Raw genomic sequence first — 22,591 nt, 5'->3', positions numbered from 1 at the left:
CAAACTCGCCGTAAAAACTAAAAACGGCGGCAACCATACGCTGTTAAGCGCAAAAAACAAATCAGACCAACACCTTTGGGGAGTTGGTCTGATAAATTTTACAACTAACTAGTGCAGTTATTAGTTAGTTTTGCTTACTTGCTGAAGAACTTGCTCAGATAAGTCGTGCTCTTCTTTAGCAAATGCTACTGCACCCGCATTAAGTACTAAGTCGTAACCTTGCTTCGCAGCTACAGAGTCGATAGCTTGCTTGATAAGGCCAAGCAACTTGTTGCGCTCTTCGTTACTGCGACGTTGAATGTTTTGTTGTAAAGGCTGACCTTTCTTAGATAGCTCTTCACGTACTGACAATATTTTTTGTTCTAGTTCTTTCTTCTCAGTGTCGCTCATTGTTGCTGCGTCACGCTGAAGACGTTCTGCGTAGAACTGACCATCGCGCTGTAGTTGATTCACTTCTTCTAGCTGGTCTTTAAACTCAGCTTGAATAGCATTTTGAATCTCAGCCGCTTGAGGCATCGCTTGAAAAATACCTTGCACATCAACAACAGCCACTTTCTGTTCTGCCATTACAGATGTACTTACTAAAGCGCTACCCAACATTGCTCCTGCAACGATATGTTTAACCAACTGTTTCAAAGGGGACTCCTTTTTTGAATCTTATTATAGAGCGCGGCAAAAACGCGCTCGCTTTAATGTCTTAGAAAGTTTGACCAATATTGAAAGTGAAGAATCTCGCATCGTCACCATCACGCTGCTGTATCGCTTTCGAGAAGCTGAATACCATCGGCCCCATCGGTGATATCCACTGAACCGATATACCCGCCGAGCTACGATACAGACTCCAGTCAGAATAGTCCAATAGCTCACCACGTTGGGTAGTCGCTATGTCAAACTGACGGTAGTAGTCATAATCGAACTCAGTATCCCACACGTTACCCACATCCACAAACAAACTTGTGCGAACAGAGCTATCCATGTCTTCTTCAAGAAATGGCGTAGGGACGATTAGCTCAACCCCACCCAGTGCCATAGCGTTACCACCTAGGCTTCGCGTCGACCAAGAAAGTGCTGCATCAGCTGGGTCTGCTGGGAATACTTCACCATCTGGGCCTGTTATGGTGCCAGTGTTACCAAGGAAGATACCACGAGGACCAACCGTATTATTCTCAAATCCGCGCAGTGAGTCTGCACCACCTGCGGTGAAGTTTTCAGTAAACGGTAGAATTTGTTCATTGCCGTTTATATCGCCATAACCATTACCATAGCCAAGACGAATACGAGTTAAGAATGACCAGCGTTGATCACGTGATAACGGGAAATACCATTTACCATCGAATACGGTTTTAAAATAGTTTACGTCTGAGTTTGGCGTGGTAATGCTAAACGACGCACGCTGAGACGACCCCGCGGTTGGGAATAAACCACGGTTAAGCGTACTTCTACTCCAACTTACGCTAGCTAAATAGCTATCGTATTTAATTGCCGCATCTGGATCTTCACCATTGGTAAACTGGTTATAGAACTGCTCTGTTTGCTCGTAGTAACCACGGTTAAATAGCTCTACATTACTGTAAGTCAAGCCAAAGTTGATACGGTTAAACTCGTTTATTGGATAACCGATGTTCGCACCAATTGACCAACGTTTAGAGTTGTACTGGATTACGTTAAAGTCAGAGCCATCGAATTCACTGTAGCCTATGCTTCCACCTAAGCTGATACCATCAATAGTAAAGTATGGGTCGTTATAGGTGATTTGTGCACTGCGCTGATACGAAACCGTACTTAGGTTAAGACCAACACGTTTACCTGTCCCCAGGAAATTATCTTGCTGGATACCCGCTTGTAAGCTTAACTTGGTTCTGTCACCGTATCCAATACCTGCGTTAAAAGAGCCCGAAGGCTGCTCTTTCACATTATAGTTAACATCAACCTTATCTTCTGAACCCGGTATACGTACAGTTTCAAATTCTACTTCTTCCATGTAGGTAAGACGAGAAAGCTGGTTTTTAGAAGATTCTAGCAAATTATTAGATAACCAGGTGCCTTCCATCTGACTTACGTTCTGACGAAGTACACTGTCGGCGGTTACCACGTTACCGTTAAACTTAATACGGTTGACGTAAATTCGCTTGCCTGGGTCTACAGATAGCGTCAACTTAACCGTTTTGTCTTCGTCGTTAATCTCAGGCACAGTGGTTACCGTTGGATAAGCATAACCAAAGCGACCAAGATACTTACTAATGAATTCTTCTGTATAGGTGACTTCCGCTTGATTGTAGAGTTCACCTTTTGTTAGCGGCAGTACGCGCTCAATATATTCTTCATGGCCAAGTACATCACCCACGAGTTCTACTTCAGATATGGTGTATTGCTCACCTTCTGTTACGTTCATGGCAATGTAGATACCCGACTTTTCAGGGGTCATCGACACTTGAGTTGAGTCAACGTTGAAGCGAAGGTAACCACGGTTTAAATAGTGGTTACGCAAGGTCTCCATATCACCTTGCAGTGTTTGTTGCTGATAGCGAGTCTCTGATAGAAAGTCCCACCAAGGCGTATCGTATTGTAGCTCAAACGCTTCCATCAGCTCTTCGTCTGAAAAGAGTTCGTTACCTACAATATTAATTTGTTCAATTTTAGCGGCATCGCCTTCTTCAAAGAGTAGTTTCAAGTCAACACGATTACGCGGTAACGGCGTTATAATGGCCGTTACGTCAGCATTATACTTACCTATGCTGTAAAAGAAGTCTTTAAGGCCATTCTCAATAGAGGTTAATACGGTCTTATCAAGTGGCTCACCGATACGGACGCCATTGCCATCCAAACTTTCTTGAAGCTGCTCATCTTTAATATCATCATTGCCGTCAAAGATAATATTGCTGATAGTTGGACGCTCCGCCACACGCACAACAAGGGTGTTGCCGTCGCGGAGAATTTCTACATTTTCAAAGTGAGTTGAAGAGTAAAGCGAGCGAATAAGCTGCGTTACCCTGAATGTATTAAGCTCGTCGCCAACTTGAACGGGCAAGTAGGTTAAGGCTGCACCAAGTGCAACTCGCTGTAAACCTTCTACGCGAATGTCTTCAACGACAAATTCACTGTCTTGCGCCGCAGCGTTGGCAAAGCTAGCACTGGAAAGAATGGCTCCGGCTGCTACTAACTGTTTTAACTTCATCTATTTTTCTTTTCCTGGCCGCGTTTTGTATTAGCTGTTTTGTACTTCCTGATTTGTATCAGGTTATGCGAGCGATATCGTTAAAAATTGCGATACCCATGATCATAAACAGAAGCACGCCACCTATTCTGTAACCCCATTCCTGCACCGCTTCAGGCACAGGCTTGCCTGTGATCCACTCCACGATAAAAAACATGAGGTGACCACCGTCAAGCATGGGCAAGGGTAATAAATTTATTATGCCTAAATTTACGCTTATTAAGGCAAGAAAACTCAAGAAGTACGCAAGTCCATACCCAGCACTTGTTCCCGCACCTTGAGCAATTGAGATAGGACCGCTCAAATTTTTCACCGACACGTCGCCTGTGATGAGCTTTCCTATCATTTCGACACTCAGTGTCATTAGACGCCATGTTTTATCTAGCGCCTTCCCAATAGCCTCTATAATGCCATATTGATGAGTAAACACATACCCTTCAGGCCAAGGCTCAAATGTTGGGCTCACACCTAGATAACCACTTTGCCCTTGTGGTGTATCGCGGCGCGCTATCGTGGCATTTAACGTTAGTTGCTGTCCATCCCTTTGTATATCAAGAGATATACTTTCACCGGGGCTTTCAACAATAACGTCAACCAAACCTTCCCACGACGTCAATTTAGAGCCATTTAGTGCGACAAGTTCATCACCAGGTTTTAACCCTGCTTCCTGCGCCGCGCTTCCCTCACCAACAAACCCAACAGTTAACGTTGCATCCGGTCGGTATGGGGTTAGGCCTAAGCTGCCTAATGGAGACTCACTATCTGGGTCAAAGTTCCAAGAACCCAGTGTAAATGTCAGTTCTTTTTCGCCATTTGATGAATTTTTAACCGTGACTGTGGTTTTTTCTGACCCTATGTTAGAGACAACTTCTAAATTAACCGCTTCCCAGTCCGGTGTAATTCTGTCGCCGATCTTAATGATTTCATCACCAGGTTGAACGCCTGCTACTGCTGCAATACTTTGTGGTTCGACAACTTTAACTACCGGCTTTACGGTTTCTAAACCGACAAGATACATAAGCCAGAGTGCAAAAAATGCAAAAATAAAATTAACGCCAGGACCTGCCGCAATAACCGCCATGCGCTGCAACACGGGTTTATTGTTAAACGCTTTATCTTCTAACTCAGACGGTACGTCATCAATACGTCCATCGAGCATGCGAACGTAACCGCCAAGGGGAATCATAGCGATAACATATTCTGTACCGGACTTACTTAACTTGCGCCAAATTGGCTTACCAAATCCAATTGAGAAACGCTCTACCTGTACACCGCATTTGCGAGCAACGTAAAAGTGCCCCCATTCGTGTACGGCAACTAAAATACCTAAAGCAACAATGAATGCCCCTAGGCTCCATAAAAATGCTAGCACTGGAATTTACCTCGAATAATCTCGTTAGCTTTTGTTCTTGCTAGTGAGTCTTGTTCTAATATTTGTTGAATAGAACTTACCGATACGTGCGGCATAGCGTTGAGCGTAGCGTCGTTTACTTTAGCAATATCACAAAACTGAATTTTGCCCTCTAAAAAAGCGTCTACAGCCACTTCATTTGACGCATTGACTCTTGTCGTTGCACATTGCCCTTCATTACATGCATCAATAGCCAATTTCAAATTAGGGTAACGCTCAAAACAAGGGGTCTGAAAACTGAAATTGGCAATGTCAGAAAAATTTAGGGGCGTTACACCCGCTTCAATGCGCTCTGGGTGAGCCAAACCATAAGCAATCGGTGTACGCATATCTGGGTTGCCCATCTGCGCAATTACAGAGCCATCGATGTACTGCACCATAGAGTGAATAATACTTTGCGGGTGAATAACCACATCAATATCATTGGCGCCCGCACCGAATAACCAACAGGCTTCTATAAACTCCAGCCCCTTGTTCATCATGGTCGCCGAATCGATTGTAATTTTTCTGCCCATAGACCAGTTAGGGTGTGTACTGGCTTCATCGATTGTAATTGATGAGAAGCTATCAAGCGGTCTTTCTCTAAACGGGCCACCAGAACCCGTTAACAAAATTTTACGAATGCCGGATGTCGTAAAGTTACCGTATTCATAATCGTGCGGGAGACACTGGAATATGGCGTTGTGTTCGCTGTCGATAGGAAGGATTTCAGCACCGCTTTGGTTCGCAGCCTCGATAAATAAAGCGCCAGACATAACCAAGGCTTCTTTATTAGCAAGCAGAACCCGTTTGCCCGCTTTTACTGCTGCCAATGTGGGTAAAAGCCCTGCTGCACCCACAATGGCTGCCATTACAGCATCAACTTCAGGCGCACTGGATACTTCCTCCAGGGCCTTCGCGCCAGCGAGAATTTCTGCATCCACACCATATTGGGACGCTAACTCGCAGGCTAGTTTGTAATTAGCTTCATCAGCAATTACCACATAGCGCGGCGCGCATTTCTGGGCCTGCTCCATAAGCAACTCAAGCTGCGAGTTGCCAGTGATAGCAAATACACGATACTTATCTGGGTGGCGATTTATTACGTCGAGTGTATTACAACCAATGGAGCCTGTGGCCCCTAACACTGTTACTGTTTGCATTACGCCATCCAGGTTACATAGCAGAACGCAAAAACAGGGAATGCTGCGGTCAAGCTGTCTATTCTATCGAGTACACCACCGTGTCCAGGAAGAATTTTTCCGCTGTCTTTGATGCCCGCACAGCGCTTAAGCATGCTTTCGTTTAAATCACCAAGCGCGGAAACAGCCACCGTAATACCGCCAATAGCAAGGTGAAGCCAAATACGCGAAGGCTCCACCTGATAGTGAAGGGCCGCAAAAGCGATAATAGCGAACGAGGCAGCAATACCGCCTAATAAGCCTTCTAAACTTTTACCCGGCGATACGTTAGGGCGCAGCTTGTGGCGACCGAATTTAACGCCCACGAAAAATGCGCCGATATCTGCCGCCCAAACGATGCCCAGCACATAGAAAATGAGTGAAGCACCGTAAAACGGGTCAACATCGTGCAAGCTCGTGCGAAGTGCAACAACCGCTACCCATGTTGGTATTAGCGTAAGCGCCCCGAACAGAGTTCTAACGCTACGACTGTCTTTCCAGAATTTAGAGTATTTAGGATAGGCAAGCACCATAAACAAAGAGGCTATCCACCATAATACGGCAACCGTTAATATCGCACGATATAAACCATGTAATTGCCCTTGGTACCAAATTGTGCTGGCATCAACAATAAGAGACAAAGCAATGCATATAGCAAAGGCTCCTGCCATATAAATAAGTTTTTTAGGACGCTCGCACACGCCTGACATATTCGCCCACTCATAGGCACCAATGCCGACAACACCGGCTATGGCTATTTCAAACCAGAAAATAGGAAGAAAAAGAATAGCGTAGAGCGCCAGCGGCGCGAGAATTAATGCAGTTATTATTCGTTGTTTTAGCATAATTTGCCCTTGGCTTTAGTTACCAGGGTTAGCCTGATAATTGCCTGCATGGTGTTAACCATCGGCTGTGACTACCTGTTCACCGGTTAAACCGAAACGACGCTGGCGAACATTAAAATCGTCTACGGCTACTTGAAAAACGTCTTCATTGAAATCGGGCCATAGTACATCGGTGAAATACAATTCGGCATAAGCACACTGCCATAGTAAGAAATTACTAATTCGGTGCTCGCCACCAGTGCGAATAAGAAGATCTAACTCTGGAAGGTTAGCTGTAGAAATGTGCGAACCAAAAGCTTCTTCATTGATGTTATCTACATCAAGCTCGCCGCTTTTCACCTGCGATGCGAGTCGCTTGGCCGCATTTACGATGTCCCATCTACCGCCATAGTTTGCGGCGATATTTAAGACCAAATCTTTGTTGTCTTTAGTCATGTCTTCGGCTTTGCGAATTTTTTCGACAAGCTTGGCATCAAACGCCTCAACATCACCAATAACCTGTAGACGTACACCATTTTTGTGTAGTCTTTTTGCTTCGCTATTGAGGACAAGATTGAACAGCTCCATTAAGACACTGACTTCTTCCTCAGGACGTTTCCAGTTTTCGCTGGAAAACGCGAATAGCGTAAGTGATTCAATACCGTTTTGACGTGCAAAGCGCACAACAGAACGTACAGACTCTACCCCGGCTTTATGACCAAAGGTACGAATTTTCCCTTTCTTTTGCGCCCATCGACCATTGCCATCCATAATGATTGCAACATGCTTCGGGCCAGCAGACTCTGCTGGCACCTCCGCTTTTGACGATTTGGCTGCGCTTAAACGCTTTCCAATCATAATACTTACTTATACTTCCATTAGTTCTTTTTCTTTGTCAGCAAGCATGCTGTCAACTTTCTTAATGAAATCGTTAGTAATAGACTGAATGTTTTCTTCAGCAGCGCGGCTCTCATCTTCACTGATTTCTTTTTCTTTCAGCAAGTCTTTTACATCGCCATTCGCATCGCGACGAATGTTACGAATAGCCACACGGCCACCTTCTGCTTCGTTGCGCACCACACGGATTAAGTCTTTACGACGCTCTTCAGTTAGCGGCGGAAGAGGAATACGAATTGAACCACCCGCACTCATTGGGTTAAGGCCCAAATCAGACTGCATAATGGCTTTTTCTACGGCTTGTATGGCGCTTTTATCAAATACAGTTAACGCTAGAGTACGACTGTCTTCTGCTACGACGTTAGCCACTTGCTTTAGCGGCGTGTCTACACCGTAATAAGGTACCATGATGCCATCTAGAAGGCTTGGATGCGCACGACCTGTGCGGATTTTGCTGAATTGGCCCTTAAGAGAAACTAGGCTTTTTTCCATGCGCTCTTGCGCATCTAATTCAATTTCATCAATCACGATTTGTATCCTATTGTTCTTAATTAATCGTTGTCAGCGTGGCGAATAACAGTACCTTCTTTTTCGCCCATCACAACACGCTTCAGGCAACCTGGCTTATTCATGTTAAATACGCGAATTGGCAAGCTATGATCGCGCGCCAAAGTGAACGCTGACAAGTCCATCACTTTAAGTTCTTTTTCTAGTACTTCTTGGTACGTTAGTTCATCGTATAGCGTTGCCTCTGGGTTTTTCACTGGGTCGTCGCTATATACACCGTCAACTTTAGTCGCTTTTAATACTGCATCGGCTTCAATTTCGATACCGCGCAAGCAAGCCGCTGAGTCGGTGGTGAAGAAAGGGTTGCCAGTACCCGCAGAGAAGATAACAACGCGGCCCGACTTAAGAAGGCTAATAGCTTCTGCCCAGTTGTAGGCGTCGCACACGCCGTTCAACGGAATAGCAGACATCATACGCGCGTTAACAAATGCGCGGTGAAGCGCATCGCGCATTGCTAGGCCGTTCATTACCGTAGCCAACATGCCCATATGGTCGCCAACAACACGATTCATTCCCGCTTTTGCTAGGCCTTCGCCACGGAACAAGTTACCACCACCGATAACAAGACCAACTTGAACACCAAGTTCAACCAGCTCTTTTATTTCTTGTGCCATTCTATCTAGCACTTTAGGGTCTATGCCAAAGCCTTCTTCGCCCATTAGGGCTTCACCACTAAGCTTTAACAGAATGCGTCGATATGCTGATTTTGGTGTGATACTCATAGTTTGAATCGTCCTCGTAAACCCGTTTTGTCCTATGTCTTTCAATAAAGCATTGACGTAAAAAACATAGGACAAAGCGCTTTCGTTTGTTTGGCAGGCGCACGCTTGTAACTCGCCTAGCTTCACACTTGCGCACTGCATTAGCAATACTAAAGATATGCAGCTATAAAAAAGCACCTCCTAAGAGGTGCTTTGTAGTTTATCTAACTATTGCGTAATGCAAAAGATAAACGCTCAATTATTTCTTAGCAGCTTCCATTTGAGCAGCTACTTCAGCAGCGAAGTCTTCAGTCTTCTTCTCGATACCTTCACCAACTTCGAAGCGTACGAAGTTAATTACGTCTGCGCTGTTGTTCTTAAGAAGCTCAGCTACAGAGATTGAAGGATCTTTAACGAAAGGCTGACCAGTCAAGCTCACTTCGCCAGTGAACTTCTTCATGCGGCCTGCAACCATTTTCTCAGCAATTTCAGCTGGCTTACCAGACTGAATAGCGATTTCGATTTGGATTTCTTTCTCTTTCTCTACAACTTCAGCCGGAACATTCTCTGGCTTAACAAACTGCGGGCTAGCAGCTGCAACGTGCATTGCGATATCTTTCGCTAGCTCTTCGTCGCCGCCAGTAAGGATAGAGATAACACCAATACGGCCGCCGTGTACGTATGCACCTAGCGTGTCGCCTTCAACGTTGATAACGCGACGAGGAGAGATGTTTTCACCGATTTTAGCAACAAGTGCGTCACGAACTTCGCTTACTTTAGAACCGTTAAGTTCTGCATCGTTAAGCGCGTCGATGTCGTTGATGTTGTTAGCCGCTGCTACTTCTAGAAGCTCGTTACCGAACTTTAGGAAACCTTCGTCACGTGCTACGAAGTCAGTTTCACAGTTTAGTTCAAGCATGGTCGCGCGACCACCCTCAACTTTAGTAAGGATAACACCTTCAGCTGCGATACGGCCTGCTTTTTTAGCCGCTTTCGCTTGACCTGATTTACGCATGTTTTCAATGGCTAACTCAATGTCACCATCCGTTTCAACCAGGGCTTTTTTACAATCCAGCATACCTGCGCCAGTACGTTCGCGCAGTTCTTTAACTAGTGCTGCAGTCACTGCCATTTTTCAATTCCTCAGCATTAAATATAAATTCGTTAGGTAAAAGGGGCGATATCGCCCCTCTCAATACGTTTCGTATTGTAGTACCGCCATATTATCTAGATATGACAGTAAGCAATCAGAATTACTCTGCCGCTTCTACGAAGTCGTCTTGCTCAGCTTGTACTTCAAGGTTGCTTTCGCGACCTGAGTTGATAGCGTTTGCAGCAGCATCCAAGTAAAGTTGGATAGCGCGGATAGCATCGTCGTTACCAGGGATGATGTAATCAACACCGTCTGGGTTAGAGTTAGTATCAACAACACCAACAACAGGAATACCTAGGTTACGAGCTTCTGTTACAGCAATGTGCTCGTGATCTGCGTCGATAACAAAGATTGCGTCTGGAAGACCGCCCATGTCTTTGATACCGCCAAGGCTGTTTTCAAGCTTGTCCATTTCGCGCTGAAGCATAAGTGCTTCTTTCTTAGTTAGCTTCTCAAACGTACCGTCTTGAGCTTGTTGCTCTAGATCTTTAAGACGCTTGATTGACTGACGTACTGTTTTCCAGTTAGTCAGCATACCACCTAACCAACGCTTGTTTACGTAGTACTGGTCGCACTTAAGAGCAGCATCTTTTACTGCTTCGCCAGCGGCGCGCTTAGTACCAACGAAAAGGATTTTACCTTTCTTAGACGCAACACCTGAAAGGTAGTTAAGTGCGTTGTTGAAAAGTGGAACCGTTTTTTCAAGGTTGATGATATGAACTTTATTACGAGCACCGAAGATGAAAGGCTTCATCTTTGGGTTCCAGTAACGAGTTTGGTGACCGAAATGCACACCTGCTTTCAGCATGTCACGCATAGAAACATTAGCCATTTTATTTTCCTCTTGGGGTTAGGCCTCCATATACCCCTTGTATCGATTCAGGCCAACCTGCGTTGAACTGAACACCCCGATACGAAGTGTCGGTATATGTGTGTTTTAATAAAATAAATTTACCCTCTAAAACGGTGCTCAATGCACATTGCAAAATGAGCTTTCCGTCAGGGCGCGCGCTTTATATCACAATACCGCCACAGCCTCAAGTTTTAACGCTTAAAAGCTACACTCTTAAGTATTTTTGCCAACCTTTATTACAACTACCCAACCCATTGCTGCCAGCCTTAAGAATCAATAATTAAAAACCATGAATATCAGAAGCTTACTAAGAATGACCTGAATAGTGTTATACTGCGTAAATAATTTAAATTCTTCACCAAACTAGTTTCAACGATTTGAGAGGCGCTGTGACAGCTATTATCAAAACCCCAGAAGAAATCGAAAAAATGCGCGTAGCCGGTAAACTGGCTGCTGAAGTACTTACTATGATCGGGCCTTATGTAAAAAAAGGCGTAACCACTGATGAACTGAATACTATTTGTCACGACTATATAGTAAACGAGCAAAAGGCAGTGCCTGCTCCACTAAACTATGGTCACCCACCATTTCCGAAATCTATCTGTACGTCGGTGAACCATTGTATATGTCACGGTATTCCTTCTGACAAGAAGCTAAAAGACGGTGATATCATCAACATCGACGTAACTGTTATAAAAGACGGTTATCACGGTGACACTTCGAAGATGTTCGTTGTAGGTAAGCCATCTATTCTTGCCGAGCGCCTTATTCGCGTTACTCAAGAATGTCTATATAAAGCGATTGAACAAGTAAAGCCGGGTATGCGTCTTGGCGATATTGGTCATATTTGTCAAACCCATGCTGAAGCGCATAACTATTCAATTGTACGCGAATACTGCGGTCACGGCATTGGTGCAAGTTTCCACGAAGAGCCGCAAATTGTTCACTACGGAAAGCCTGGTACAGGTGACGTATTAGAAGCTGGAATGTGCTTTACCATCGAACCTATGGTTAACGCAGGCAAACGTTACTCAAAAGTTTTGCCAGATCAATGGACTGTTGTGACTAAGGACAGAAGTTTAAGTGCACAGTGGGAACACACTCTTTTAGTTACCGAGACCGGCGTTGAGATTTTAACGCTGCGTGAGGAAGAAAGCCTAGAGCGTGTTATTTCTCACGGATAGTTTTCACACTGCGGCTGTTAAGCATACAGCCGCTTTGTTTGCCCTTTTATTAATTCAAAACCGCATACTAAATCTTTATTCTTGCCTTTATACAATGAGCCTATTTAACGGGCTACACACCTATAACAAAAAACCATAAATATTCACAATTCAACCTAACTTATGCATAAATTTGCTACTGCGAACTAGTATCAATTCATGCTATTGTTCTTAGCGTTTTAATAGAAGTCTATTTCAAAGGTGCATTTTGACGCTGCAATCACTGATAAAGAATATCGACACAATTAACTCTGTTGATGAAATTCCCGTCATTAAATCGTGCGTGGAAGCCAGTTATACTTGGATAACAGAGTCTTTCGATGCAACGCCCGTTAATCAGCTCGTTACCGGTCGTGCGCAGTTTGTCGACGCATTGCTTTGTCACCTTTGGCAACTTTTCGGCTTAGATACCATGGATGAACTTTCTCTTTGCGCGGTGGGCGGATACGGTCGCGGCCATTTACAACCCCACTCAGACATCGATTTACTCATTGTCAGCAAGAAGAAGCTGAAGCCTGAAGTGCAAGAAAAAATTGGCATGTTCATCACCCTTTTATGGGACATCAAGTTAGATGTTGGGCAGTCGGTACGCACCATTAAAGAAACGGTTAAACTGGCGAAAGACGATATTACGATAGCGACAAATCTTGTTGAAAGCCGCCTGCTTTGTGGGTGCGAAACTACATTCGACAAACTGTGGGATGAGGTAAACGGTCGCAATTCATGGTCGAGTAAATCTTTCTTCTCGGCTAAGTATGACGAGCAAAAAAAGCGTCACGCCAAGTTCAACGGCACGGCTTATAACCTTGAACCGAACATTAAAGAAAATCCGGGATGTTTGCGAGACATCCAATCTATCGGTTGGGTCGCGAAAAAGCATTTTAAAGAGTATGACGGATGGAACTTGGTGGGTCACGGTTACTTCACCGAACAAGAGCACAGTGAGTTAATCGCCTGTCGTATGCACCTGTGGAAAATGCGTTGTGCATTGCACTTAGTTGCTGGCAGAAGCGAAAACCGACTGCTTTTCGACTATCAACCCGATGTCGCCCAAATGATGGGATACGGTGAAGAAGGTAAGGCGTCTGTGGAAAAAATGATGCGTGACTTTTTCCGCACTGTAGCGCGCGTCTCTGAACTAAACCAAATGTTACTTCAGCGCTTCAAGTACGACATGCTGAATCAAAGCGTGCAAAAAAGCGTAATCATAAACGAAGATTTTGAACTGCTCGACAATATGATTTCGCCACGGCACGAAACCGTATTTTCATCACCCGAGGCAATTTTAGACTTCTTACATTTGGTGGCAAACACACCAGAAGTAAAAGGCTTAAGTACCATTTGTATTCGACAATTGCGTAACGCTCACCGGGCCTTCGAGGCCGAATATTACGTAGAGCGCCCTCTGTGCCGCGAAAAATTTATGCGATTAATGAAGCAACCTGAATTTTTTGATTTCGGTTGGGACATTATGCATCAGTACGGTATTTTACAAGCCTACCTTCCAGAGTGGGATACCATTGTGGGTATGATGCAGTTTGACTTATTTCACGCCTACACGGTGGACGAACACACTCACCGATTAGTGAAGCATGTAAACTATTTTTTCTCGAAAGAGAACAAAGATTTTCCGCGCTGCGGCAGAATTTGCCGAAACCTAGACAAACCTGAAATTCTTTACATTGCCGCAATTTTCCATGACATCGCGAAAGGTCGTAATGGCGACCACTCCACCCTAGGCGCGCAAGATGTGGCTAAGTTCTGTGCTCAGCACGACGTACCAAGTAAAGATGCAGAATTGATTGCATGGCTAGTAGAAAACCACCTGCTTATGTCAGTCGTCGCCCAGCGCCGTGACATTTACGATCCTGATGTAATTAGTGAGTTTGCTGGTGCGGTAAGAAGCCATAACCACCTTAATTTACTTTATACACTGACCCTTGCCGATATTCGCGCCACCAACGATAACCTTTGGAATGATTGGAAAGCGTCTTTGCTTCGCGAACTGTATTTAATGACTCAAAAAGCGTTAGATAATGGGCTTCAGTGTCAGGTTACACTCAACGAGCGAGTTACCACTCACAAACACCAGGCAAGACAGATTTTGCAAGAGCGTGCTATAGACCCTATTGCCATAGATGCGCTGTGGGCAAGGCTTGATGATGATTACTTTGTTCGCTTTAAGCCTACGCAAATTGCATGGCATACCGATGAAATTATTAAAGCTCAGAATGAATGGCTTACGCCAGAACACGATGGATTATTAGTAAAAGCAAACGACAACAGTGCCAACGGCGGTACTGAAGTATTCGTATATGGCAAAGATAGAAAAGCCCTGTTCGCTCAAGTAGCATCTGTACTAGATAGCCGTAATTGTTCAATTCACGACGCTCACGTTACTGTCACTAAAGATAGCTATGTGTTTGACAGTATGCTTATTCTTGAAAATGACGGCAGTCGTATAAGCTCAGAGTCGCGCATTGCCTCTATTGAGAACGCTATTTCTGCCCAATTAGAAAAGCCGGGACGCTCTCACGAAAACAAACGAAAGTTACCGCGTCAAATGAAACAGTTAGACGTGCCAACCAAGGTTCGTTTTTTCAATATCAACGATGAAGCCACGCTAATCGAGTTAGAAGCCCTAGACGCACCGGGCATTTTAGCTAAAATTGGGCATGCATTCGTTGATACTAATATGACACTTAAGCTTGCAAAAATTGCCACCATTGGTGAGCGAGCTGAAGATATTTTTATCGTCAGCAATGAGGCTGGCATCGCATTAACCCAAGAACAACAGGTAAACCTTAAAAAGCGTATCCTGTTTAAACTCGACCAACTTGAAGATATCACAATACCATGAATGAATTGAAAGCCATTATTGAAGACGCCTTCGAAAATCGCGACAGCATTAGCCCGTCATCAGCACCTGATGAAGTAAGAGATGCGGTAGCGCAAGCTATCGACCTACTTAATAGCGGAAAAGGCCGCGTTGCAGAAAAAATTGCTGGCGAATGGGTAGTACACCAGTGGCTGAAAAAAGCGGTTCTACTTTTCTTCCGTCTTCACAACAACGATGTTATTGAAGGTGCAGAGAGCAAGTTTTATGACAAAGTACCATTAAAGTATACTAACTACACGGCAGAGCAGTTTGCAGCGGATGGCGCTCGCATTGTTCCTCCAGCAGCGGTACGCACGGGTACTTTTGTGGGCAAAAACGCAGTTGTTATGCCCTCTTACGTAAACATTGGTGCATTTGTTGATGAAGGCACTATGGTTGACACGTGGGCGACGGTAGGCTCGTGTGCGCAGATTGGTAAAAATGTTCACCTTTCTGGTGGTGTAGGAATCGGTGGCGTACTAGAGCCACTTCAAGCAAACCCTACCATTATTGAAGACAACTGTTTTATCGGTGCGCGTTCTGAAATTGTAGAAGGTGTTATCGTTGAAGAAGGCTCAGTAATTTCAATGGGCGTTTACATCGGTCAGAGCACACGTATCTATGACCGTGAGACCGGTGAAGTTCACTACGGCCGTGTACCAGCGGGCTCTGTGGTTGTTGCGGGTAACCTGCCTAGCGCAGATGGTAAATACAGCCTATACGCAGCAATTATCGTGAAAAAAGTTGATGCAAAAACCCGCGCTAAAGTAGGTATTAACGCTCTACTTCGCGGTGTTGAATAAAAACTTATGCATCGTTAGCTAACTAACGACGTTCGCATATGAAAAAGAGGCGCATTAGCGCCTCTTTTTATTTTTAACCCATAAAGCCTTCTAGACTTAAGGCAAAAGCTTGTCCTTGATAGTATTAACCCACTCCACCACATCTTTTTCTGGCTCTAGAGTTTCAATAGCATCAACTTCTAACATATTAGTAACCGCGTTACCTTGCAGTTCAGTAAGTAATTCTTGGAATTGTTTACCTGCTCCACAAAAGCTTTCGCCATAGCTACTATCACCTAGCGCAGCAACAGCGAAAGGCTTGCCTGTTAGCATAGGTGATTCGTCTTTTAAATCTGAAAACACAAACTCTAGGTTAGGCGGAACATCGCCCTGACCTGTCGTTGAGGTAATAATTAACAGTGCGTCAGCATCAGTAAAATCGGCTACTGATGGGTCGCTTTCGAGTGAGCAATCTACGCCCTGCTCAGCTAAATTTTCTTCCACCTGCTCAGCTACGTGTTGCGCGTTACCGTATACTGTACCCGCAATAATTTTCAATGTTGCCATTTTTACCTCTTAAAACAATGATCGTCGCCCATGTCGACAGGCGGAAAATATTTCTATTTTATCAAGCTAAACGGTTTTAACCTGTTTGCGAATTGTTGCATTTCATTGTGCATCTCTCCATCAATTGTTATCCACTTACCGCTAACAGGATGAGAAAAGCCCATATGAGTACAACTTAAGGCCAAATTATTAAAATTAAAGTGCTGTTTAGCGAATTTGTTTTGCTTCCCATCGCCGTGAGTTGTATCGCCGATAATGGGGTGACGAATGTGCACCATATGCCTTCGAAGCTGGTGCTTACGCCCAGTGCTGGGAGAAAGTTTTACTAAAGAATACCTAGCACTTTGGTATCTGCCTACAGGTTCGGGCACTTCAAACTTTGCGAGTGACTCATACATGGTGGACGCCGGCTGAGGAGCTTGCTGTGGCCTTTTGTGTTTGTCTGCAATTTTGTCATAGCGATACTTAAGGGCATAATCAATAAAGCCGGTGTGGTTGACGAAGCCTCTAACCACAGCGTGATATACCTTAACCACCTGCTTATCCATCATTTGTTGGCCGAGCTTTGCCGCAATTTCTGAGCTAAAACTAAACACCAACACGCCTGATGTAGGTCTATCTAAGCGGTGGGCTGGAAACACATGCTTGCCGATTTGGTCTCTAAGCGTTTGCACCGCAAATACAGTTTCATGCCTATCTATAGGGCTCCTGTGCACTAGCAGGCCTGGGGGCTTATTTATCGCAATAATATGCTCATCTTGGTATAAAACAGGCAAGTGCAGAGAGCTCGCGCTGACTTGTTCTTCAACATTGGCTTTTTCACTAGACTGCATTTCCATCATCTCAACTGTATCATCTAATGGCCCCTTTTTTTGGAAACCTGAAGCTTGGTCTAGCTTACTCATCCAATGTCACCACTGGCGATATCGTCAATATTTTTTATCGCAGACAGGGTACTTTGATTCGCGGGTGGCAAATATACTTCTGCTGCGGGTGTAATTTGCATCGCCGGTATAGGGTGCGATTGGGCCAACAAAATGCGCATTTTCGGAATAAAAATAAAAGCCAGCCAAGCTTCAAAAGAAAAACAGTCAGCTGCAAAAGGTACTTCACTACCCACGGCATTTCTAAGCGCTTGTTCATTGGGCACATCATCTGGCCAAACACCATCTTGTTGCATTACCGCTTCTAATTGTTCAAGTGCTTTGATAAAAGCTAAATGACGGCTACTTTTCGCTTGATTCACAACTTCTCCGCTTCCCGAATATGCTTCAATTTCTAGCGCGCAGTATATCAGGGGCTTAAAGACAACATAAGTCAGCGAGTCGTATCGTTGAAATTCTTCTGCTGTGATACCATTGAAGAGTTTTGCTGATGGCATCTAGTAAATATAAGCACACCCTTAGGGCGGTTGATCTTTGCTGAACATCGAAGGTCGACAGGCCTAGCAACATTTAATAAAGCAGTATTTTGGAACGAGTTATGAGCGCTAACAGTATCAATTCTATCAGTGAGTTTTTGTTACACGCAGGCACTGAATATCATGTTTTTGATTTAGGTCGACGTATTGAACCCACAGATAATCAAACGTTTCTAGAAATAGAAAATGGCAGTGCTTACGCGCCCTACCCTCGTCAGCAACATGCGTGGTTCGGTATTGTTTTTTGGAACAAAAATGAATCTTCTCAACACTATATTTGGTTTATAAAGCTGCCGCTTGATGAGCAAGGCTTGGTCGTTGCTGCTGCTAGAAATCATTTTCTTGAGATTATTGTGGATGCATTAGGGAAGTCGATTGCAGAAGATTCCGAAAATGCACAGCAATTGCCCGACAACCCTTATTCCTTCGTTCCGAACCAAACGCAACTCGCTCAGTTTAATGCGCTAGTCAAAAGCACGTTGAACCATCCCTTAAGCGAAGAGGCGCAGAAAGTTGAAGCTTATATCCAAGCCCCGCAGCTTGTGGATTGGCAACAAATATCTATGCAAAGCGTGGCAGATTTTGTACATGGTTTTAGCAGGCACGGAAAGCGAGATGTGTTAGAAGAAGCAATTAAAGCCAATGTAGCAATTTACTCAGATGTGTTTGTTAATACGCTTATGGAGACAAGCGAGAGCGTTTCTTTGTCAGATAACTTGTTGGCTATGTATTTGAGCAAAATTGATGATGGCGACGACATCAATTTAGCGGCGCTTAGAGGGGCTTCAGAAGGAAGCTTTAACCCGGTAATAAACGGTAAGTTAATAGCCTTATTGAAGAAAGAAAAATGCCAGCGTCTCGATATTTTAAGTGTTATAGCGGCACGGCATTTCGAGCAAATGGAACCGCTATTGCTTAGCGCCTTTTTGGAACAAGCTGCAAAAGTTGACGAAAAAGAAGGTCACCAGGGTGCCTTATTTGCTGGTTTCTTTTCTGATTTAGTTCAAATTCCGAAATTGCGCAGACAAGTACTAACGCTGCTGCACTCAGATGCCAACTCGGATGTCCTCAGCAAGGCATTTCAGCGCTTGTTTGCGCAGGCGAGAAAATAGATGACGTTACTTGAATTGGTCTTATGGTTAACGATTGGTTTTACCGGCTATCAATTTTGGCGTATTCGGGCTATTTCAGAACGAACAAACGCTTATCTCAAGCAATATTGCGATAAACATAGCTTGCAGTTATTAAGTGTGGCGAGGGCCAAAACTCGCTTCTCATTCAAGTTTGGTAAACCGGACTGGCACAGCTTATTCCACTTTGAGTTTTCAAGTAATGGTGAAGACAGATATACTGGCGAAGTCGAATTGATAGGCGTGAGAGTTATGCGAACCGAAGTTCCGCCGCATAGGGTGTAGATACTTATGCTGAGGGGTTTAAAGACTCTTCAGTACTAAGAAGTAATTCTCAGAAAACTGGAAAATATGTTTCCCAAAACCGCCAAAAAAAAGGGGAGCCTGACGGCTCCCCTTTTTCCTGGAATTTTGAGTATCCTTCTCCGCGATCCTTTGCGACTAAAATCTTCCCGATTAAAATCCGTATACGCCCCTTTCCATCTACTCTCGCGACATCCTGTGCGAGCTACACTTCCATGCGTAGGTCCCTTTCCTTTTTTCCTTTGTTACTGCACATCCTACATGCAGTGTTCCTCATCCTGAGGCTGTCCTTGTCAGACTCCGCTAACCTTCCCTTCCTTCGTCCTTTGTTTGCTGCACATCCTGCTACAGCTTTGCTATTCCCTTAGCATGTCCTTTTTTCATCCTTGGTTTGCTCGTCCATGCAAACTGTAAATTCCTTAAAGGCCGCCTTGCCCTTGGCTCCATGCCACTAGCTCCCTGCTAGCTTTGTCCTTATCCATGCTACGTCCTGTCTGTGACGTTCCTATCACACGTGCCATCCATGAAATCCGTTTGTTCCCATCAATCCTTTGTCACTTCCCTGTTTTGCAATTCCCTACTGCGTCCTTTCCCTTTACTCACAGCCTTGTGAGAATCTCTTCCTTGAGTTGTCCTGATTCATTCCATTAATGAATTTTTGACTCGCTCCGTGACTCGTCGTGTTTCCTTGTGACATCTTCATAGTATCCCTTCCAATTATTACCGCCATATTGAATTACAGAGATTTAAGAAAAGTTTTTGTTCGACTTTTGGCTAACAAGAAAAAAGCCTTATAAAACAAAGGCCATATACTTTAGTATGAATAATTCCTTCAGAATTTAGGTAAGATCACTCACAGCATTTGTAGGAAATGTCGTACAAACGCTGTGGTAAATCTGGCGTAAAGATTGGAACTGTTTTCGGCGATATTCTGATAGGGGTAACATGTTGAATAAAAAAGCATCACTTTTGTCTAAACATAACGTCCCCTTGAACATGGGAAAGGCTTAGTTGTCCAACAACCTGGTAGTTATCGTCGTTAAAAAACGTTCGATGCTTATCTATGGTTACAAAGACCGAAACGCCCTCGCTTTTGTCATCTTCTTCGACAACACTATCGATGGCACCTAATAATATATGACCAAGGCCGTGATGTTGATAATCAGGATGAACCGCTATAAAACTCAGCATATGAAAATTTTCTGCAGGTACTAGCGCTCTTACTTTCTCTTCTTTTTCCAGCATTTGTTTGGTGCCGAATAAACCTGCGGTAAGCAGCATTCTCAATCGCCAATGCCAGTAACGCCCTGCACCAAATGCCGCATCTGGGGCGGTAAGGCATGCCACCGCAATCAATCTATCTTCGTCAAATAAACCAATCATGGGCTGTTCTGCTACCCAAAATGCGTTAAGTTCCTCGCGAATGGCTGATCGAAGCCGGCTTTCATAACCTTCTTTTTCCGCCTGAAAAATATCGATAAATAAGGGATCGTCCACATAAGCATTGTAAAGTATAGATGCAGCAACTTTGAGATCGTCGACTGAAAGGTAAATCGCTTTGACGGTATCTTGCAAGGGGGCTAACGCGTTGTTATGGGCTTCGGTGTTCATAGGGGGTCCTTGTAAGCAAAGCTGTTTAGTTACTTATACCTAATACGGTAAAATAAGAAAAAGTGGGTAGTAAGGCACTCGCTTTACTTTCACGTTCCCACTCAAACTGTTCAAACTTTAGCCTACTCGAAAACCCCTTTCATGTTAACTTTTAATTAACATTTAACTGTTCGAAAATTTTTACTCGACATACATCCGCCAAATCACACGTTAAATTAGTGCATTAGGCTGTATGCGCTATCGCCCCAACCTACTAAGCTGCTATTTCTAAAAACGAGGGGCGTACACTCATCTTTAGTCGTTATACCATCGCCCATTGTTTTTTGCGTGCGGTAATATAGCACGCGATATGTACCGTCTTGCTTTTCAAACAGTTCGTTAAAGTCTGCAACGCCCATTTTTCTCAAAACACTCTCATAACTCGTGCCAGTCTCAAGATTAGCGATGTGTTTACGATTATTAAACTCTCTATCTTCCCAATCAGCGCCATAGTGGCTATCTGACCCGCCACCTACAGATACGACACAGCCAGAAAGCAAAACAGAAGATGCTAAAGCGACAGAAAGAAGAACCGTTTTCATGTAAATTCCTTAAAATATTGTGTGTTGATTTTTATTTTTTAAATTAAGCGCCTGAAGGCCTTACAGCTGCAAACCTCAGAGGTGCAAATGATCTCAATACTTTTAACCATGCAGAGTATTGCGCCTACTATGTGAATCGACACTGAATGCAGACAGCGCTTTGTAAGTTTTATCCAATTAAGGTGTGAACAAACGTGATTCAAAACTAAGTAAACAAGAATAGTACCAAAAGCATATCCTTTTGATCTATATAGATTTTATTTGACACCCGCCTTTTACACATTTAAAAAAATAGCGAAATCAGCAACTTATTAGTGAAATTGACTACGTGTACAAGCTACACTGGCTATATTCACGATTTAAAGCTTTTTACTCTCATGTCAAATTCGAACTTACAGCAACTTCACGTTTTATGTCTTCAAATGTATCAGGAAGGCAAAACGCCAACGGTAGGCATTTTAAGATCTAAAGCCCCATTTAAGGTGTCAGTAACAGAAGCTATTGAGGCTATTAAGCGTTTTAATGCACATAAGCCTCAGCTTGACGCCACCGGCAAAGAAGCCCAGTCCGCACAGAGTACTTCATTAAATACGCACCGACCAGAAAGCCTTCAAACCCGTGTGGAAACATTAGAAAGGGAAGTCGCTGAATTAAAACAGGCACTACTTAAAATGATGAATGCTCAGTGAACACTAATGGTAGCAAAAAAGTAGTGACTGTTTTTATATAGGCAATGCAAAGGTGCTAGTTTCAAGGACGGGGAGTGAGTTGCTCTAGAAATACGGCTAGCGATGGGGCAAGTATTTTAGCAGGCTCTCTTCCTACCTGTTCCAATGCAACTTCACCGCTTTCATTGACAATCGTTAGTATAAAATCTTCTTCGTCTGTTAATCCAAAAAACAACGTAGGTGCTTGTTTTAACCTTTGCTTCATTAACAAATGACCGATTAAATTTTGTTGAAGCCTTTCAAAGTCTTCGCTGTTGAACACTTGAAGTAATTCACAGTTACCTTGAGGCGCCATTGCTTTTAAATTGTCACTGTAATAACGAGTGAAAAACTGGCAAAAATCTGTATTGAGCTTTAACGACAGTGCTTCTTCAACATTATCGAAAGAATGTGAAGGAGATTGCAGCACGGGAGCCCAACTGACGAGCTCGCCGTCACTCGCACTAGTTTTATAGCAAGGCGACCGCCACTCACTGTCAAATGCGATTTTTAACCCTTCCCCCTCAGCTTGTTCGACATAAGATGATACAAATTTATCTAATTGTGCAGGAATTGTTAGAGCCATTTTGACGTTACCCTCGTATTTTT

The 22,591-nt window shown here is 43.9% G+C and carries 22 protein-coding genes; 6 read left to right on the top strand and 16 right to left on the bottom strand.

Annotation, left to right across the window (positions count from 1 at the left end):
- Nucleotides 1-120 precede the first annotated feature (120 nt).
- From V7R55_RS03475 to rpsB, 10 genes are all read right to left on the bottom strand, one after another.
- Nucleotides 121-636, bottom strand: coding sequence for an OmpH family outer membrane protein (locus V7R55_RS03475; RefSeq protein ID WP_012517573.1), 516 nt, complete (start codon nt 634-636; stop codon nt 121-123).
- A 61-nt stretch (nt 637-697) separates the two neighbouring features.
- The gene (gene bamA / locus V7R55_RS03470; protein WP_334057373.1) at nt 698-3,175 is read right to left on the bottom strand and encodes an outer membrane protein assembly factor BamA; all 2,478 of its coding nucleotides are present in this window, start codon (nt 3,173-3,175) and stop codon (nt 698-700) included.
- 58 nt (nt 3,176-3,233) lie between these two features.
- Nucleotides 3,234-4,586 (bottom strand): sigma E protease regulator RseP, encoded by a 1,353-nt coding sequence (rseP, locus tag V7R55_RS03465; protein ID WP_334057371.1) that lies wholly within the window; start codon nt 4,584-4,586, stop codon nt 3,234-3,236.
- Entirely contained in the window at nt 4,580-5,767 is a 1,188-nt protein-coding gene (gene ispC / locus V7R55_RS03460; protein WP_334057369.1) for a 1-deoxy-D-xylulose-5-phosphate reductoisomerase, read from the bottom strand. The genes rseP and ispC overlap by 7 nt, the downstream gene beginning before the upstream one ends.
- Complete coding sequence (locus tag V7R55_RS03455) at nt 5,767-6,630, bottom strand: phosphatidate cytidylyltransferase (protein ID WP_014948557.1); 864 nt, start codon at nt 6,628-6,630, stop codon at nt 5,767-5,769. Before V7R55_RS03455 ends, ispC begins: the two co-directional genes overlap by 1 nt.
- Before the next feature lie 54 nt (nt 6,631-6,684).
- Nucleotides 6,685-7,467: a polyprenyl diphosphate synthase gene (gene uppS, locus V7R55_RS03450; RefSeq protein WP_334057367.1), complete on the bottom strand. Its 783-nt coding sequence runs from the start codon at nt 7,465-7,467 to the stop codon at nt 6,685-6,687.
- Between the two features lie 9 nt (nt 7,468-7,476).
- Entirely contained in the window at nt 7,477-8,034 is a 558-nt protein-coding gene (gene frr, locus V7R55_RS03445) for a ribosome recycling factor (RefSeq protein WP_334057365.1), read from the bottom strand.
- 23 nt (nt 8,035-8,057) lie between these two features.
- The gene (gene pyrH, locus V7R55_RS03440; protein ID WP_159623659.1) at nt 8,058-8,795 is read right to left on the bottom strand and encodes a UMP kinase; all 738 of its coding nucleotides are present in this window, start codon (nt 8,793-8,795) and stop codon (nt 8,058-8,060) included.
- A gap of 238 nt (nt 8,796-9,033) precedes the next feature.
- On the bottom strand, nt 9,034-9,906 hold the full coding sequence (gene tsf / locus V7R55_RS03435; protein ID WP_071958698.1) for a translation elongation factor Ts: 873 nt from the start codon (nt 9,904-9,906) through the stop codon (nt 9,034-9,036).
- A 121-nt stretch (nt 9,907-10,027) separates the two neighbouring features.
- A complete protein-coding gene (gene rpsB, locus V7R55_RS03430; protein ID WP_015066407.1) occupies nt 10,028-10,759 on the bottom strand; it encodes a 30S ribosomal protein S2 in 732 nt (243 codons plus the stop codon).
- A 410-nt stretch (nt 10,760-11,169) separates the two neighbouring features.
- Between rpsB and map the strand changes: the two genes are divergently transcribed.
- The 3 genes from map to dapD all read left to right on the top strand — a co-directional run bounded on the left by map (nt 11,170) and on the right by dapD (nt 15,684).
- A complete protein-coding gene (map, locus tag V7R55_RS03425; RefSeq protein WP_334057362.1) occupies nt 11,170-11,964 on the top strand; it encodes a type I methionyl aminopeptidase in 795 nt (264 codons plus the stop codon).
- A 247-nt stretch (nt 11,965-12,211) separates the two neighbouring features.
- The gene (gene glnD / locus V7R55_RS03420) at nt 12,212-14,863 is read left to right on the top strand and encodes a [protein-PII] uridylyltransferase (protein ID WP_334057360.1); all 2,652 of its coding nucleotides are present in this window, start codon (nt 12,212-12,214) and stop codon (nt 14,861-14,863) included.
- Nucleotides 14,860-15,684, top strand: a complete 825-nt coding sequence (gene dapD, locus V7R55_RS03415; protein WP_118490066.1) for a 2,3,4,5-tetrahydropyridine-2,6-dicarboxylate N-succinyltransferase — start codon at nt 14,860-14,862, stop codon at nt 15,682-15,684. Before glnD ends, dapD begins: the two co-directional genes overlap by 4 nt.
- 96 nt (nt 15,685-15,780) lie before the next feature.
- Here dapD and V7R55_RS03410 read toward each other — a convergent pair whose 3' ends face one another.
- From V7R55_RS03410 to V7R55_RS03400, 3 genes are all read right to left on the bottom strand, one after another.
- Entirely contained in the window at nt 15,781-16,230 is a 450-nt protein-coding gene (locus V7R55_RS03410; RefSeq protein ID WP_334057357.1) for a flavodoxin, read from the bottom strand.
- Nucleotides 16,231-16,283: 53 nt separating this feature from the next.
- Nucleotides 16,284-17,063: a tRNA pseudouridine(65) synthase TruC gene (gene truC, locus V7R55_RS03405; RefSeq protein WP_334057962.1), complete on the bottom strand. Its 780-nt coding sequence runs from the start codon at nt 17,061-17,063 to the stop codon at nt 16,284-16,286.
- A gap of 68 nt (nt 17,064-17,131) precedes the next feature.
- The gene (locus V7R55_RS03400; RefSeq protein ID WP_334057355.1) at nt 17,132-17,476 is read right to left on the bottom strand and encodes a YqcC family protein; all 345 of its coding nucleotides are present in this window, start codon (nt 17,474-17,476) and stop codon (nt 17,132-17,134) included.
- A 236-nt stretch (nt 17,477-17,712) separates the two neighbouring features.
- Here V7R55_RS03400 and V7R55_RS03395 point away from each other — a divergent pair, with 236 nt between their 5' ends.
- Both V7R55_RS03395 and V7R55_RS03390 read left to right on the top strand, forming a co-directional pair.
- Nucleotides 17,713-18,762 (top strand): DUF3549 family protein, encoded by a 1,050-nt coding sequence (locus V7R55_RS03395; protein ID WP_334057353.1) that lies wholly within the window; start codon nt 17,713-17,715, stop codon nt 18,760-18,762.
- A complete protein-coding gene (locus V7R55_RS03390) occupies nt 18,763-19,065 on the top strand; it encodes a DUF3301 domain-containing protein (protein WP_334057351.1) in 303 nt (100 codons plus the stop codon).
- Between the two features lie 981 nt (nt 19,066-20,046).
- On the opposite strand, the gene V7R55_RS03385 is transcribed toward V7R55_RS03390, so the two are convergent.
- A complete protein-coding gene (locus V7R55_RS03385; protein WP_334057349.1) occupies nt 20,047-20,694 on the bottom strand; it encodes a GNAT family N-acetyltransferase in 648 nt (215 codons plus the stop codon).
- Between the two features lie 215 nt (nt 20,695-20,909).
- Nucleotides 20,910-21,275, bottom strand: coding sequence for a DUF3192 domain-containing protein (locus V7R55_RS03380; protein ID WP_179982590.1), 366 nt, complete (start codon nt 21,273-21,275; stop codon nt 20,910-20,912).
- Nucleotides 21,276-21,652: 377 nt separating this feature from the next.
- Here V7R55_RS03380 and V7R55_RS03375 point away from each other — a divergent pair, with 377 nt between their 5' ends.
- Nucleotides 21,653-21,964, top strand: a complete 312-nt coding sequence (locus V7R55_RS03375) for a hypothetical protein (RefSeq protein ID WP_334057346.1) — start codon at nt 21,653-21,655, stop codon at nt 21,962-21,964.
- A 61-nt stretch (nt 21,965-22,025) separates the two neighbouring features.
- On the opposite strand, the gene syd is transcribed toward V7R55_RS03375, so the two are convergent.
- A complete protein-coding gene (gene syd, locus V7R55_RS03370) occupies nt 22,026-22,568 on the bottom strand; it encodes a SecY-interacting protein (protein ID WP_334057344.1) in 543 nt (180 codons plus the stop codon).
- Nucleotides 22,569-22,591: the final 23 nt, after the last annotated feature.

The sequence above is a fragment of the Alteromonas sp. S005 genome (genome assembly GCF_036864475.1).
Lineage (GTDB): Bacteria > Pseudomonadota > Gammaproteobacteria > Enterobacterales > Alteromonadaceae > Alteromonas.
This window is presented reverse-complemented; position numbering and strand designations above follow the sequence as displayed.

Bases quoted from the DNA above. Each gene is read 5' to 3' on its own strand.
- bamA (WP_334057373.1), bottom strand. From the start codon at position 3,175: ATGAAGTTAAAACAGTTAGTAGCAGCCGGAGCCATTCTTTCCAGTGCT.
- ispC (WP_334057369.1), bottom strand. From the start codon at position 5,767: ATGCAAACAGTAACAGTGTTAGGGGCCACAGGCTCCATTGGTTGTAAT.
- V7R55_RS03455 (WP_014948557.1), bottom strand. From the start codon at position 6,630: ATGCTAAAACAACGAATAATAACTGCATTAATTCTCGCGCCGCTGGCG.
- uppS (WP_334057367.1), bottom strand. From the start codon at position 7,467: ATGATTGGAAAGCGTTTAAGCGCAGCCAAATCGTCAAAAGCGGAGGTG.
- pyrH (WP_159623659.1), bottom strand. From the start codon at position 8,795: ATGAGTATCACACCAAAATCAGCATATCGACGCATTCTGTTAAAGCTT.
- tsf (WP_071958698.1), bottom strand. From the start codon at position 9,906: ATGGCAGTGACTGCAGCACTAGTTAAAGAACTGCGCGAACGTACTGGC.
- rpsB (WP_015066407.1), bottom strand. From the start codon at position 10,759: ATGGCTAATGTTTCTATGCGTGACATGCTGAAAGCAGGTGTGCATTTC.
- dapD (WP_118490066.1), top strand. From the start codon at position 14,860: ATGAATGAATTGAAAGCCATTATTGAAGACGCCTTCGAAAATCGCGAC.
- V7R55_RS03410 (WP_334057357.1), bottom strand. From the start codon at position 16,230: ATGGCAACATTGAAAATTATTGCGGGTACAGTATACGGTAACGCGCAA.
- truC (WP_334057962.1), bottom strand. From the start codon at position 17,063: ATGCAGTCTAGTGAAAAAGCCAATGTTGAAGAACAAGTCAGCGCGAGC.
- V7R55_RS03395 (WP_334057353.1), top strand. From the start codon at position 17,713: ATGAGCGCTAACAGTATCAATTCTATCAGTGAGTTTTTGTTACACGCA.
- V7R55_RS03390 (WP_334057351.1), top strand. From the start codon at position 18,763: ATGACGTTACTTGAATTGGTCTTATGGTTAACGATTGGTTTTACCGGC.
- V7R55_RS03385 (WP_334057349.1), bottom strand. From the start codon at position 20,694: ATGAACACCGAAGCCCATAACAACGCGTTAGCCCCCTTGCAAGATACC.
- V7R55_RS03380 (WP_179982590.1), bottom strand. From the start codon at position 21,275: ATGAAAACGGTTCTTCTTTCTGTCGCTTTAGCATCTTCTGTTTTGCTT.
- V7R55_RS03375 (WP_334057346.1), top strand. From the start codon at position 21,653: ATGTCAAATTCGAACTTACAGCAACTTCACGTTTTATGTCTTCAAATG.
- syd (WP_334057344.1), bottom strand. From the start codon at position 22,568: ATGGCTCTAACAATTCCTGCACAATTAGATAAATTTGTATCATCTTAT.